We start from the raw sequence: 14,698 nt of genomic DNA, 5'->3' as shown, positions 1-14,698 counted from the left end.
TTTTTTGGATTTAAGGAAAGAAACAACGATAAAAACAATACAGCTTAAACTTCCAATACTGTGTTTCAGCGGAAGCGTTATTAGTATTGCTGATAAAAGCATAATCAGCAAGGTTTTGTTCTGCCATAATTCATCAATTTTATTGAAGACTTTTTTCGAATAATTTAAGGTATGACTCATTTATTTTATTCCAATTAAATTCTTGAATTATAGTATCAAAATTATCATCAACAATTTGTTCGCATTTCTTTCTGTCTATTGTTTCAATCCGTTTTTTGATATCTGCTTTGTTTGAAAAATAAAATGCATTTTCTTTTAAGACAGCACGGTTAAATTGGTTGTCATGCGCCACAATTAATGCCTTTGCCGCCATTGCTTCTAATAGTGAAGGATTTGTTCCTCCAACGGAATGTCCGTGAAAATAGAGGTTAGAAAAATATCTCAGATTATCTAAATGTTCTTTATTATAAATTCCGCCTGTAAAACGTATATTTTTAAAATTATAAAACTTCTTTTTCAGATAGTTTCCAAAACTATTATCATTGTTTCCTACTACCAGCATTATTTTATCATCGCGACTGTCAGCAATTCCATCCAAAATAACTTCAATATTATTTTCTGGCTCAAAACGGGCTATCAATAAATTATAGTTGCTTTTTTCGACCTTATACTGCAACAGTAAATCTTCATTTTGTTGAAAGGACGGTTCGGCTCCATAGGCGATGTAAGAAGCTTGAACCTTATATTTTTCTTGCAGATAATCTTTAATTCCAAGGGAATCTGCAATTAAATAGTCACTATTGGCAACCGCTTTTTTTTCGGCAAATTTTAAAAATTTTTGGGTCGCTTTAGTGTATTTTGTCCTTTTCCATTCCAATCCGTCCATATTGGTTACAATAATAGATTGTTTTGGAAAAAGAAAAGACCAGATAGAACTGCTAGTATAACCTAGCTGCAAAATAATGTCAAAATTTCTGTTTCTAGAATCTAAAATGCAATTCAGATCATAAACAAATTGGCCGGCAGAACCTATTTTATTTTCAGGATCGTATTGATGAATAATGTTTACTCCTTGATAAATTTTCTCCTGAAAAACATGATTATGCGAACTGTAAACATACACATCATGTTTTTGTTGAACTAAATAAACAGCAAAACATTCTGCAAATTGCTCAAATCCACCGTAATTATTAGGGATTCCTCTGGTTCCAAGAATGGCTATTTTCATCTATATCGTATCAATCTGAGCCAAAAATAATGATTTAATAATTAAAACATAATTACGAACAAATTCAATTATTAATTTATAGATGCTTAATTTAATTCCTACTTTTGTTTGAAATCATTTTTTAATACTAATTATGATAAACTTTGAATATCTAGAAAATAATTTAGACGTTCTACGCTTAAAATATTTAACCGCAAGTCCATTTCCGCATTTGATAGTTGATAATTTTTGTGAAGAAGACAAATTACTAAAAGCTTACGAATGTATTCCAGAACTCAACAATAAAAGCCGAGATTATTCTTTTGCCAATAATAAGTTTGAAAAATCAAATTATAAAGAATTAGGTCCAGAAATGCTGGAGTTGTATAGTGATTTATCATCTGAACGATTCAATAAAATCATTTCGTACATTACCTCAAAATCCATTTTTGTTGACCCAAAAAATCATGGTGGAGGACTTCATCAGGGCAAAAAAAATAGTTTTTTAGATATGCATTTAGACTTTAACTATCATCCTATCAATAAAAATTGGTATAGAGAATTAAATCTTCTTTTGTATTTAAATAAAGATTGGAAACCGGCATATAAAGGTGGCTTAAAAATTAAGGATTTAAGAACTGATGAAGAAACAGAACTCGACGTGCCTTTTAATCGCTTAATCATTCAGCAATGTGCTCCTTATACACTTCATGGTTATGATATGACCAATTTTCCAGAAGGTCGCTTTAGAACATCGATTGCTACATATGCATATCAAATTCATAAAAAACAAATTGAAAAACCCCGAACAACAGATTGGTTTCCTAAAGAAGATGCCTCTTTTTTTAAAAAACAATTTGCTAAAAATTATAACTTTTTAGTTCAGACAAAAAACAAATTATTTGGAAGCAATACTGCCAAAAATCAATAATAAACTAGCAATTCTCTTGTTGTTTTATAAGCTCATATAATACCTCAGCCGATTTTTGCCAGCTGTATTTTGCTTTAATTTCCTGTGCCATTATCTCAAAATCTGAATCATGATTTTCTTCTAAAATTTTGAGAAGTTTGGTATTGAAATCTGTTTGATCGAAAGGGTCAAAATAGTACTCCTTAAAAAAAGTAAAATCTGACATTGCCGTTTTATTGGAACAGATTGTTGGAATTTTAGCAGCAACTGACTCTAAAGGCGGAATTCCGAAACCTTCTGCCAATGAAGGATAAACAGATGCTTGTGCGCCTCGTAATAATTGCAGCATTGTCTCAAAATCGGTGTTTCTTAAAACCGTTATTTGTTTTTTTATTTCATCGTTTAATGAATTAAAAACTTTGTTGTATTCCTGGTTGTTTATCGTTTCATTTCCTAAAAATAGAAGCTGGTAATCTTTATATAGTTTTAAGTTTGCAAAAGCCTCTAAAACCATCTGATGATTTTTTCGTGGTTCCCATCGGCTTATATAAATAATATATTTTTTTAATGAAAATTTTTTAGATATTTCTGCTATAATCTGTTCTTTATTATACTCTTGAAAAAAAGTAGCATCAATAGCGTTTGGAGTGATATTATAATTAGAAAATTTAAAATACTGCTGAATTTTCTCTTTGGAATATTCAGATACTGTTAGCCTAATATCTGACCTCTTGGCACTCTGTTTGTATAAAAAGGAATTTAAGATTTTGCTGAAAAACGAAAAATATTCTGGAAAATCAACAAATAATATATCGTGTGTAGTTACTATATATTTGCATCTTTTGAACGGTGAAACGGTATATTGAAAATGGGCAAAGTCAATTTTATTCTTTTTTATAATACTAGGAATATCAATAAGTAACCGCAAAAACTTGTTTGAATAGCTGTACTTGACATAAGTCACATTTGAATGTACCCCGAAAATATCTCTTAAGTTATCTGGTTTTGAAGCTGCCAAGAAAAAATGGAGATCTTTTTTCTTTAGTAACTCAGAATATAAGCCTTGTATGTAAGTTCTTGTTCCTTGAAAACCATTATCAAAAACATGACAGTCAACAAAAATACTGGTAGTGTTTTTAGTATTCATCGCTAATTGTTTTTTGATTTTTATATTCTCTAATCATTATCTCTCTCAGGGCAATCAAGAACCCAATAATTATCGATTTGTTGTCTAATTTTAGATAAAAACCCAAAAATACCCAGTTTGAAACTATCAAAAAAATACTGGAGCCAATTAATAAATAATTTACGGCTTGTACATTTTCAATATCAGATTTTTTTTGTCTATATAATAACACCAAAAAAATAATAAGCAATAAAACGCCTAATATTCCTGATTTTAAGAATACGGTAATAAATCCGTTGTGGGCAATGGGAATGTATTGAACGTTTTCGTGATCGTTTGTCCAGATTTTCCTTCCTAGATTAAGAGTAGATCCCAAACCTTCACCAAACAAAATGGCCCTATTTCCTTGATCTGAAACTTGTTTTACAGCAATAATATTTTCAAAAGATCTGTAATTATCATTAAAATCTTTCCAGTCATCTTTATTTATTCGTGTTTTAAAAGCTTCTTGCGGCGCAATTTTTATTTTGTATAAAAATGCTTGAATTCCTTTTCCTTCTCTTTTCGGATTTATATATACTATTGCCGCATAGCCAATAACGGTGGCTAGTATTACTGATGCTAGTACTTTTAAAGAGTTTTTATTTAAAATAAGATATCCTTTTAAGCCAACATATAAAATTATAAACTGAATGAGATTGGTTCGAGCCAGATACAAAAAACTTGATACGCTTACTATAAGTAATATTAGTATTCTCAGCCTCTTTGAAATTTCTAGTTTAAAGTCCTTATAAAAAATAAGGATAATCAATACATAAATTTCAAAATCACTAAAATAGCCCCCATATTCTCTCAAAAGATTAACACTCAATGTTCTAAACTTTACAAATGCAAATAATAGCATTCCTAAATGCATTACGGCAATTGCCAAGCCTGTGAAAATAATTACTTTTAAACCCAATTTACTACTGAATCTGCAGAGTTGGTAACCAACCAATAATCCTAAAATTGGTTTTATTAAATAGGTGAAATCCCTAATAATTAAAAATGTCGTAGTTCTGTTAAATAAAGTTGAAATTACTGCAACTAAAAGTATGAGCAGAAAAATGAATGAATATTTAATAATTGTAACCGAATATTTTCTTTTAACAGTTACCAATAAAGTTAATGACCAAACGATAAAAGTAAGTTCGTAATTTGCAAATAAAGAAACTCCTATGCAAAGCAAAAATAAAATCTGATACGGAAAACTTTTGTAAATTTTAATGTTCATATTTATTTCTAAATCTAATTATTGGTCGTAAAACCATACAATATAAAATTATTACCAAGATCTCGATAATAATGTTAGTAATAAAAGCACCTTGTAATCCCGTATTTTTTACCAGTAAAAAAAATACAATCAGGCTAAAAATAGAAGAACCAATCGTAATATTTATGTATGCGTGATTGCGATCTAATGCAAAAAGCAACAGTTTTAAAGCTGTAGAAACTGCCATAAATATCGGTATTATTAATCCTAGTCTGAAAAAGAATTTCATAGATTCTAATTCGCTCCAAGAAATATTGAAATATAATAAAATGGGTTCTGTAAACGTAAATGCCGTTAGTACTAATAAAAGAATCAATATGTAATTATAGCCATTGTGCTTGGCCCATTGAGAAATTCCGTTTTTTAAACTCAAGTGTATTTGCAGACAAACATCGGCATATATAAAATTAAAAAACATTTGCAGATAGGTCCTGAAAGTCATAACGATCTGATCTATAATTTTATATTGTCCCGCCATATTATTACCTCCCACATAGCTTATAATCATAATAGGCATATATTGATAAAATGAAAGAAACAGCTGTGAGAAAGTCAGATAAAATTCTTCTTTTAATAGCCTTACAGCGTCATTTATTACACCTTTGTAAAAACGCAAATTATATCTTTTTATCAGACTAATTAGCCCAACAAGGCTAGAAATTACAAGTCCAATTCCTAGATAAGCGTTGGCATAAATATAATCTTCTTTGATAGTAATAAAACTAAAAACACAAGCTACATATAGTACTTTCGAAATTATATTTATAAATGAAATCCATTTATAATTTTCCAAACCTTGAAAAATCCAAGTAGGATTTATTAATTGACCGATGACATACAAAAAGCTAAAAAAGAAAAGAGATCGTTCTTTATTAAAAAAGGGAACAAAATAAACCAATAATATAGTGAGCAACAATAACATTAAAATTAAAAACAATTTCATAACATAAATTGAAACTATTTTTCTGCCAATAATTTCTTCATTGCTCCTGTTTATTGCTATTTCTTTGGTTCCGTTTATATAAGAACCATAATCAACCCAAACATTCATTATTAAAGCAAAAGAAAACCCAACACCAATCTTGCCCAATCCTTCCTTGTCGCAAACAGCAACCAAATAAGGCATTACCAAAAGCGGACTCACTAGATTGATGCTCTGGCCTATTCCATAAATAACAAAATTTTTAATTCGTTTATTTTGAAATATATTGAGGTAATTTGATTTAAACAAGATGATATTTTTTTACAAATATATGTACTATAAGGCTATAAGATCCTAATAATGTAAGTTGGCGCAAAAAATGCGAAATTTAACCAGAAAAAAAGAGCCACAAAATTGTGGCTCTAAGTAGTATTGTAATCTAATTTATTTTACAATTAATTGAATTTGATCATAAAGTGCTTTCTCTGAATAAAATAGCGGATCATATTTTCCTTCCTTGGTTTTGATATTTTGAAGTATTGCGTTCTTTTTGTCTACAATTTTCACACAATCATTTGGAAGAAAATAATTGAAAAACAAGGAATCTTTGGCTTCAAAACTTTTACTGTAGTAGTTCATTTTAAAGTTTTTAATAATAATTTCCTTTTGATTTTCATTTGTTCCTAAATCAATTCTAATGTAGTTTGGAATTGCATCTTCTGGCAGATTAAACACAATATCCTGCTGATTGCTATTTGCTTTTACGGCTGTCCAAACAGAATTTTCTTCTTTATAAGGAACTTCATAAGCATCTTGACTGTAATACAGCTGAAAATTATCGTCTTCTTTAACTATTGCGGTTAAAGTTACTTGAAAATTATTTTTCTTTGTCTCAATTTCAATTGGTTTAACTTCCTCTTTCACAGCATCTTTCTTGCATGAAGTAAAAACTGTTATTAAAAGTAAGCTTGCAAAAAATAGTTTTGTTTTCATTTTAAAATTTTTGGCTAATTTAGTTTTTAAACTTTTAAAAAAAAGCCTATCCCATTAAATAGTTTTAGAAATTTTTTTTTCAAATTATTGGTTGATTGTTTTCTACAATTAGCTTCTGCTTTCTATAAAAAGCTTTAAAAAATTGTACAAATACATAAAGAAAGATAAACAGTAATGGCAGCAGGAATTTTACATGTCCATAAACGATTCCTTTTTTCTCAATATTTATTGTTGTGCTTATATCTTTAATGATTTTGTCGTAGCCAATCAACTCAATTCTATAACCTCCTTGCTCATTAACCAAATCTCCTTTTGTTCTAATTACATCATTAAGCTGATTATTTTCGTTGTAATAGACAAGTTTATCGCTTTTCTGAGAATTTTTATTTTTAGAAAATTCTTTTATTACGTCATTAATTTGAGAAATTGTAGAATCATTTTGCACCATTTTATCTTTTACATTAATCAATTTTGCCTCTTGAATTTTTTTATAGTAATCAGATTTATTCAAAAATTCCAATATCAACTCTACTATTTCCTTTTCGCCAATTGAGTCTTTTGTACGAACTGAAATGTTATGATAGCGATAATTTTTACTGGTTATATTTTCTTTAATAATTTTTTTAATATCTCCGTTATCAGCCATTAACTTAATCAGTTCAAAGTTTTCTGGTCTATTGGTAATAAAATTATAGACATCTGGAATTGGTTCAATTTCTATGTCAACCAATTTTTTTGGTTTTTTAATACCAATACTATTTTTTAAAAACAACGTGTCGCCTTTACTAATTTTTGAGTCAATTAAATTAATTTTTGAGTATAAATAATCCGTACTTCCAAAATTTGGTATTACAATGATCTGGTGATCGTAAATCTTTCTTGTTTTATCAATTAAAAGTCCGATACTAAATCCAACGATTACTAAAGTCAATATAATTTTCCAATTGACAATAAAAGACTGAATTCCATTAAAAAAAGATCTTTTAATAGAATCGGCAAATTCATTAACTTTTTTTGAAATCACAGTGATATCAATTTCCTGATCTTCCAAATTCTGCGGTACTTTTGTACTCATTTACAATTATTTTATATTGAAAATCTGTTCTAAAATTTTAATAGTAATCAAATAAGTAGGTTTTACGCCAGTTGTTCCTAAACCTCCAGATGCCAATGTGCTTCCGGTTTCCAACGGATTATCAGACGCATAATAAGCATAACGGACTTTAATATCCTGAGGTACGCTTTTTCTAATTTTTGATGCCGACTGTATCGCTTTCTGGTAATAAGAACCTTCCATTTCAAGACCAATTACGCCCCAAGTCGATTCGTGGAAAAATTTCAATAAATCTCTATTTTGCAACGAAGTACCAAGAACAGTAACCATTGCACCTTCATAAATATCAATTTCATTTCCTTCGAACATTGAACCCGTTAACTCATTTTCGAAAAAATAATTGTCTGCCGTTCCTTCGTTAATATGTGCCGTCGGAATCATAATGTCTCCTTTTCCACCTTCTAGAATTCCAGCTTTACCCATAATAGAAACCGATTTTACGTTAAGTAAAGTTTCTTTCTTATAAGGTTTTAAAAGTTCATCGATGGTTTCGTAAGCCTGTTCTCCAAAAGCATAATCCATTACAATAATTACCGGTTTTTCTTCGCCTACATTGGCATGAGAAAATGCTGTTTTTGACCAGTCCACTTTGGCTGTATCAAAAATCTGAACATCGATATTGGTTCCTGAAGTATCTGGAAGAGAAATCATTCCGTTTTTTAAAGCCAATTCTTCAACCTGACCTCTAATTTCTTTAGAGCCAGAACTGCTTAATTCTTCATAAATAAAGAAATCTGTTTTTCCTTTATATTTAGTTTTCAACAAAGGCGTTGCAAAAATCGAATTCATTACACTGTGCATATTGGCACTAATAACATGAATTGGTCTTTTCAGCAAATCGTTTGCTTTTAGAACTTCTTTTATGTTTGTTGCCCAAACTTCTCCATGTATGTGATGTCCTAGACGCTCACGTAAAACGGGACTAAAAGTAATCGTACGTTTATTGTTTTCGACAATTTCTTCAATCGCTAATTTTCCTAACCAATAGATAACATGCAGAAAACGATCTGGCGCAGTTTCAGAACCAAAAGCATCGTAGATATCTAAAACTTCTTCAAAAGTTCTAGCCAAGATATTCGCAACGTGCGAAATCGCTTTTTCTTTTTCAATCTGAGTCAGTTTTTTAGTCTGCATCACGGCTTGTTCCAGTTTCTGCCAATCGCGAGAAACCTCTCCTCCATCATCAATTAAAACTCTATTTTTGATTTTATGAGATTCAATGAAAATGAAAGTCAAATGCGTTAGAATATCATAAATATCTGAACGCCCACGTGTGATTTCGACATTCATTTGCTCCTCGTCTATTCTGTAACAATTTCTTCTTCTTTTTGGAGGAACAATTGGCTGAAAATGCGATTTAGAATATCCTTCGTCTGACGTTAAATTGATAAAACGACACTGCTCAATTCCGATTGGAAGACGCTCAATAACGTACAAAAGTCCGTTAAGTTCTACTTTTTCTTCGGCTATATTTCCATAAATTTCAGGACGTAACGCTAATAATGATTCTCTTAAACTATCGCCCGAAACTCCCATTGGTTTGTAAAAACCACGGTTGAATAAATGGCGCATTGTAATGTACATTTTTTCAATAGCCGCAGAAGATTCCTGCGCTCTAGATCTTGATATATGTTTGGTCTCTTTCATCCTATTTTATTTATAATTCAAAAGTAAGCAAATACAATACATACCTTATATCTACAATATTATTTTTATAAAATCATTTTATTTTTGATTTATCTTCCGTCTTAAATTTATCTTTTGCCCAATTTTCTGGATTTGAAACAATGTAATCAGAAATTCTTTGATATTGATTATTGTCTCTAATGATATTATCATAAAATAATTTTTGCCATTGATGCCGATAACCTAATCTATTGGCATGTTTGGTTACCGCAGATTTATAGGATCCAACAATACACGAAATGGTGTTTTTCCCAATGTTTTGAAAACGTTGCGAACCTGGTTTTTCAAATGTGATGACCGGTGACGGCGGTGGTATATACAGGGCATGCCCTGTATATACATCGTTCGCGTCATTCGTATTATTCACGTTATCCAAATCGATATTATTTTGTTTATCGATAATCAAAATTCCGTGAATATGATTTGGCATCACCACAAAATCACCCAATTCAACGTTTTTATGGTGCATTGGAATTTGATGCCACAATAAATCGGCAATAATGCCAACTTCTGATAAAATCATTTTATTATTTTGAATTTTTCCAAAATAATGTTCCCTATCCTGTGTACAAATTGTTATAAAATACGCTCCGTTCCAACCATAATCCCACCATTGGGCTCTTATTGAAGAAATTCGGTATTTGTTTTGAAACTTTCCTTAACCCATGAATTTTTATTTATCCATATAAACTTATTGGATAAATAAACTGTTTAATCTTAAAAATATTATACTATTTTGTAAGATTATCCGCAATTTTTCTGTCATTTGACAATCTCGGAATTTTATTCTGACCTCCCAGTTTTCCCTGAGATTTCATATAATCTTGAAATCCATTTTTAGAAACTTTTGTGATCACAACTTTTCGCAGCACATTTCCGGTAATGAGATCATCGTAATAAATATTTTGCTTGCGCATTGAATTGTCCAACGCTTCTGCGAAAGCGTCAAAATCGTCTGGTTCTTTTTCAAATTCAATCAACCATTCATGATACGGAAGTCCGCTTAACGGATTGATTTGCGGCGCAACAGTAAACTCGTTAATAACTATATTGGTTTCAGCAACCGCTTCTTTCATAGCATTTTCAACTTCATTGGCAATTACGTGTTCTCCAAAAGCCGAAATATAATGTTTGATACGACCCGAAACTATAATTCGATACGGAGCCAAAGTGGTAAACTGAACGGTATCACCAATATTATAACGCCAAAGTCCGGCATTGGTAGAAATAATCAACACATAATTTACGCCAACCTCAACTTCACCAATCGTATACACTTTTGGGTTTTCGGTAAAGAATTCATCTGCTTTTATAAATTCGTAGAAAATACCTGAATTTAAAAGCAACAACATTCCCTTTTCTTTTTGTGAATCTTGATAGGCAAAAAATCCTTCAGAAGCCGGAAATAACTCGATACTATCCACTTTTCGTCCGATCATGTTTTCAAATTTGGCGCGATACGGTTCGTAGTTAACACCTCCGTAAATAAACAAATTAAAGTTTTTGAATATTTCACCTATCTTCTTCCCTCCGCTTTTCTTTTCCAAACGCTCAAAATACATTTGCACCCAAGACGGAATTCCAGAAATTATAGACATATTTTCCTTAATCGTTTCGTCTACAATGGCATCGACTTTGGTTTCCCAATCGTCTATACAATTGGTTTCCCAAGACGGCATTCTGTTTTTCTGAAGATACTTTGGAACAAAATGTGCTACAATTCCAGAAAGTCTTCCAAATTTAATTCCGTATTTCTCGGTTAGAATTGGACTTCCCTGCAGAAAAATCATTTTTCCGTCAACAAAATCGGCTTTTCCAGTTTCATGAACATAATGCAAAATGGCATTTCGCGCTGCTTCAATATGATAAGGCATTGATTCCTTAGTTAGCGGAATAAATTTTGCTCCCGAAGTTGTTCCCGAAGTTTTAGCAAAATATAATGGTTTTCCTTTCCATAAAATATCCGATTCGCCTTTTACAACCTTTTCAACATAAGGCTTCAAATCTTCGTAATCTCTTACAGGAACATGTTTCTGAAAATCTTGAAACGTTTTTATTTGATTAAAATGATGGTCTTTCCCAAATTCGGTGTTTTGTGCACTTTCAATCAAATTTTCAAAAACCTTTTGCTGGGTTTCAACTGGTTTGTTAGCCCATTTAAGTGTTTTATTGTATATTTTTTTAGCAAATATTTTTGCCGCAATTGACTTAATTGACATTTTCAGTGGTATTATTTTTTATCACTTTTCTTTTTGTCTTGAGATTTTGCTTTCAGTTCTTTTTCGGTTTCAGCGACATCTTCTCTTAGTTTCATTTCGGCATCAGAAGCTTTCATATTTACATCTGATGCATCTTCTGCAGATTCAGCTAATATTGAATCTTTGCTAAATTTAGAATATTCTAATTCTCCCTTTAAAACTTTCTGAATCCCTTTTATATAAGCTTCATTCTGTTTTAAAGCGGTTTCTAAAGAATCTGATTTAATAGCCAGTTTTGTAGCATTTCGTTTCAATTCTGTAGAAGAATATCCTGGAATAAATTCGCGAAGCGGCGTAAAAGCAATAATAAAAGTAGTAACCAAAATTAGAAATATGCCACCTAATGTAAACGTTACAAAAACATTCATTAGAGTAAGCCTCAAAGAAAATAACTCTTCAAAAGTGTCTTCATTTAAAATTATTAAACGGTTTTTAACGAATAGTTTTTTCCTAAAATTCTTTTTCCTTTTTTTAGTCATTATCCTTCTTTATGCTAGCAAATATAGTAATTAATCGTCATGATATTTGTTCTAAAAATTTTAAGAAGAGCTATAATTTACGATTTTATAAAATATTTAACGTGGTCTGATACAAATATTTTAAACTAAAAATACTTCTATTTCGTATATTTCTATATACCTTTGCGGAATAATTAGAAAACAATTTGCTTCGGCATTAAATATAATAGTCATGGGAAGATTAGGTCTTACAGAAATCCTTGTTATCGTAGGTATTGTGATTTTACTTTTTGGAGGTAAAAAAATTCCAGAATTAATGAAAGGTTTAGGAAGCGGAATTAAGGAATTTAAAAACGCTGCTAAAGACGATCAACCTGCTGCTTCTAAAAAACAAGAGGAAGAAACGAAATAATAAATTCGAAAAGCTTATTAAAATCCCAAATTACAATTTTAAGATTGTAGTTTGGGATTTTTTTATTTGCTAACCAAAATAAAAACGCCAAAATTACGATGTAATTTTGGCATTTTTTATTTCTAATATTCCCGCGTTTTTGGAATTTGGAATTTTATAAATTGGAATTTTCTACAAAACCATCGTCAACTGTATTCTCTTTCTATCTTCATCAACCTCAGTAACCTTAACATCAACATGCTGATGTAATTTCACCACTTCGTTCACGTCGCTCACAAATCCCGCTTTTAATTGTGAAATATGTACCAAACCGCTTTCTTTGATTCCGATGTCAACAAAACAGCCAAAGTTGGTAATGTTATTGACAATTCCGGGTAAAATCATTCCGGTTTTCAAATCTTTAATCGATTTTACGTTGGCGTCGAATTCAAAAACTTTAGCCGATTTTCTAGGATCCAATCCAGGCTTTTCAAGCTCTTTTATAATATCTTTTAGCGTTAATAAACCAATTTCTGGCGTAACATACTTTTCTGGCTTAATAAGCGCTGTTTTCTCTTTATTTGCAATTAATTCATTTAGAGAAATATTAAGATCTTTCGCCATTTTTTCCACAACCGGATAAGCTTCCGGATGCACCGCCGAATTATCCAGCGGATTTTTAGCATTTGTAATTCTAATAAACGCAGCTCCTTGCTGATAGGCTTTATCACCTAAACGAGGTACTTTTTTTAATTGTTTTCTATCTTCAAAAGGTCCATTTTCTGAGCGATATTGCACAATGTTTTCGGCCAGCTTCTCCCCGATTCCACTCACATAACTTAGTAAATGCTTACTTGCCGTGTTAATGTTAATTCCAACCGAGTTCACGCAACGAATTACGGTACTGTCCAATTCTTCTTTTAATTTAGTTTGGTCCACATCATGCTGATACTGTCCTACTCCAATCGCTTTCGGATCGATTTTTACCAATTCGGCCAACGGATCGGAAAGTCTTCTTCCGATAGAAACCGAACCACGAACCGTTACGTCGTAATTAGGAAATTCTTCTCTGGCCGTTTTTGAAGCCGAATAAACCGAAGCTCCAGCCTCAGAAACCACGAAAACCTGAATTGGTTTGTCGAACGCGATTTTTTTGATGAAGAATTCTGTTTCTCTGGAAGCTGTTCCATTTCCGATAGAAATCGCATCAATCTGATAGGCATTTACCATCGAACGGATTTTTTTAATCGCCATTGTTTCCTCATTTTGAGGCGCGTGCGGATAAATAGTTTCGTTGTATAATAAATCTCCCTTTTCGTCCAGACATACTACTTTACAACCGCTTCTGAATCCTGGATCAATTGCCAAAATTCGTTTTTCTCCCAACGGCGGCGCCAATAATAACTGACCTAAATTGTTAGCAAAAACCTGAATTGAATTCGCGTCTGCTTTGGCTTTAGCCTCCTGTAAAGTCTCATTTCCAATTGCCGGATTCAGTAAACGTTTGTAACTATCTTCAATCGCTAGCTGTAAATGTGCTGTTGAATTATTTTGTTTTTTAATGATAATTTCATCAATAACATCGTACGCATCGTCGATATCAACATCGATTTTCATTTTTATAAAACCTTCATTTTCTGCACGAAGCATCGCTAATAAACGATGCGCAGGCGCTTTTGTCAAAGGTTCTTCCCAATCAAAATACTGATTGAATTTTTGTGCTCCTTCTTCCTCAGCTTTCTTTTTGACCACTTTTGTAGCAATTGTCGCTTTTCGCTGAAATAATCGACGAAGCTGTTTACGAACATAAATATTTTCGTTGATCCATTCGGCCACAATATCTCTTGCGCCTTGAATAGCGGCTTCTTCGTTAATTACATTTTCATTTAGATACTGAGTCGAAATAAAATCGAAATCTGCATCGCTTTCAGACATTATTAATTTTGCCAAAGGTTCTAAACCGAATTCACGGGCCACGTCGGCTTTTGTTTTTTTCTTCTTTTTGTATGGAAGATAGAAATCTTCTATTTCTTGTAAATCAAAACTATCTTCAATCTTTTTCTTCAAATCTGGCGTAAGCGCTTTTTGCTCTTCAATAGATTTTAAAACCGCTTCTTTACGTTTAATAAGCATATCGTATTCTTTCTGTAATTTTGCAATAGCTTCAATTACAGTTTCATCCAGATTTCCAGTCGCGTCTTTTCGGTAACGCGAAATAAACGGAATCGTACAATCTTCTTCTAAAAGCTTTACCGTGTTTTGAATACTAACCGCCGGCGCCTGTACAGACTTGGCAATGAATTGAATATTAGTCATTTATT

At 31.5% G+C, this 14,698-nt stretch carries 13 protein-coding genes; 2 read left to right on the top strand and 11 right to left on the bottom strand.

The annotated features are described in order from the left end of the window. Window positions 1-139: 139 nt before the first annotated feature. Entirely contained in the window at window positions 140-1,228 is a 1,089-nt protein-coding gene (locus EG814_RS02390) for a DUF1972 domain-containing protein (protein WP_125718527.1), read from the bottom strand. A 133-nt stretch (window positions 1,229-1,361) separates the two neighbouring features. Between EG814_RS02390 and EG814_RS02385 the strand changes: the two genes are divergently transcribed. Next, window positions 1,362-2,138: a 2OG-Fe(II) oxygenase gene (locus EG814_RS02385; RefSeq protein ID WP_125718525.1), complete on the top strand. Its 777-nt coding sequence runs from the start codon at window positions 1,362-1,364 to the stop codon at window positions 2,136-2,138. Between the two features lie 4 nt (window positions 2,139-2,142). Here the strand turns inward: EG814_RS02385 and EG814_RS02380 are convergent, their stop codons facing one another. The 9 genes from EG814_RS02380 to EG814_RS02340 all read right to left on the bottom strand — a co-directional run bounded on the left by EG814_RS02380 (window position 2,143) and on the right by EG814_RS02340 (window position 12,007). Next, complete coding sequence (locus tag EG814_RS02380) at window positions 2,143-3,264, bottom strand: glycosyltransferase family 4 protein (RefSeq protein ID WP_125718523.1); 1,122 nt, start codon at window positions 3,262-3,264, stop codon at window positions 2,143-2,145. Next, window positions 3,254-4,516 (bottom strand): hypothetical protein, encoded by a 1,263-nt coding sequence (locus EG814_RS02375; protein WP_125718521.1) that lies wholly within the window; start codon window positions 4,514-4,516, stop codon window positions 3,254-3,256. The genes EG814_RS02380 and EG814_RS02375 overlap by 11 nt, the downstream gene beginning before the upstream one ends. Then, the gene (locus EG814_RS02370; RefSeq protein ID WP_164515257.1) at window positions 4,506-5,786 is read right to left on the bottom strand and encodes an oligosaccharide flippase family protein; all 1,281 of its coding nucleotides are present in this window, start codon (window positions 5,784-5,786) and stop codon (window positions 4,506-4,508) included. The genes EG814_RS02375 and EG814_RS02370 overlap by 11 nt, the downstream gene beginning before the upstream one ends. Window positions 5,787-5,921: 135 nt before the next feature. Further along, entirely contained in the window at window positions 5,922-6,470 is a 549-nt protein-coding gene (locus tag EG814_RS02365; protein ID WP_125718517.1) for a hypothetical protein, read from the bottom strand. 79 nt (window positions 6,471-6,549) lie between these two features. Next, window positions 6,550-7,545: a hypothetical protein gene (locus EG814_RS02360; RefSeq protein WP_125718515.1), complete on the bottom strand. Its 996-nt coding sequence runs from the start codon at window positions 7,543-7,545 to the stop codon at window positions 6,550-6,552. A 6-nt stretch (window positions 7,546-7,551) separates the two neighbouring features. Continuing rightward, the gene (locus EG814_RS02355; protein WP_125718513.1) at window positions 7,552-9,231 is read right to left on the bottom strand and encodes a DUF6909 family protein; all 1,680 of its coding nucleotides are present in this window, start codon (window positions 9,229-9,231) and stop codon (window positions 7,552-7,554) included. A gap of 73 nt (window positions 9,232-9,304) precedes the next feature. Next, the gene (locus EG814_RS02350) at window positions 9,305-9,793 is read right to left on the bottom strand and encodes a transposase (RefSeq protein WP_235830895.1); all 489 of its coding nucleotides are present in this window, start codon (window positions 9,791-9,793) and stop codon (window positions 9,305-9,307) included. Between the two features lie 208 nt (window positions 9,794-10,001). Then, entirely contained in the window at window positions 10,002-11,489 is a 1,488-nt protein-coding gene (locus EG814_RS02345) for a GH3 auxin-responsive promoter family protein (RefSeq protein WP_125718509.1), read from the bottom strand. Between the two features lie 11 nt (window positions 11,490-11,500). Beyond that, complete coding sequence (locus tag EG814_RS02340) at window positions 11,501-12,007, bottom strand: peptidase (protein ID WP_125718507.1); 507 nt, start codon at window positions 12,005-12,007, stop codon at window positions 11,501-11,503. Window positions 12,008-12,218: 211 nt separating this feature from the next. On the opposite strand from EG814_RS02340, the gene EG814_RS02335 reads away from it, so the two are divergent. Beyond that, on the top strand, window positions 12,219-12,398 hold the full coding sequence (locus EG814_RS02335; RefSeq protein WP_008465789.1) for a Sec-independent protein translocase subunit TatA/TatB: 180 nt from the start codon (window positions 12,219-12,221) through the stop codon (window positions 12,396-12,398). A 171-nt stretch (window positions 12,399-12,569) separates the two neighbouring features. Here EG814_RS02335 and EG814_RS02330 read toward each other — a convergent pair whose 3' ends face one another. Then, on the bottom strand, window positions 12,570-14,693 hold the full coding sequence (locus tag EG814_RS02330; protein WP_125718505.1) for a Tex family protein: 2,124 nt from the start codon (window positions 14,691-14,693) through the stop codon (window positions 12,570-12,572). Window positions 14,694-14,698: the final 5 nt, after the last annotated feature.

Origin of the sequence: Flavobacterium ustbae (assembly GCF_003946915.1) — a bacterium.
Classification (GTDB): Bacteria; Bacteroidota; Bacteroidia; order Flavobacteriales; family Flavobacteriaceae; genus Flavobacterium; species Flavobacterium ustbae.
This window is presented reverse-complemented; position numbering and strand designations above follow the sequence as displayed.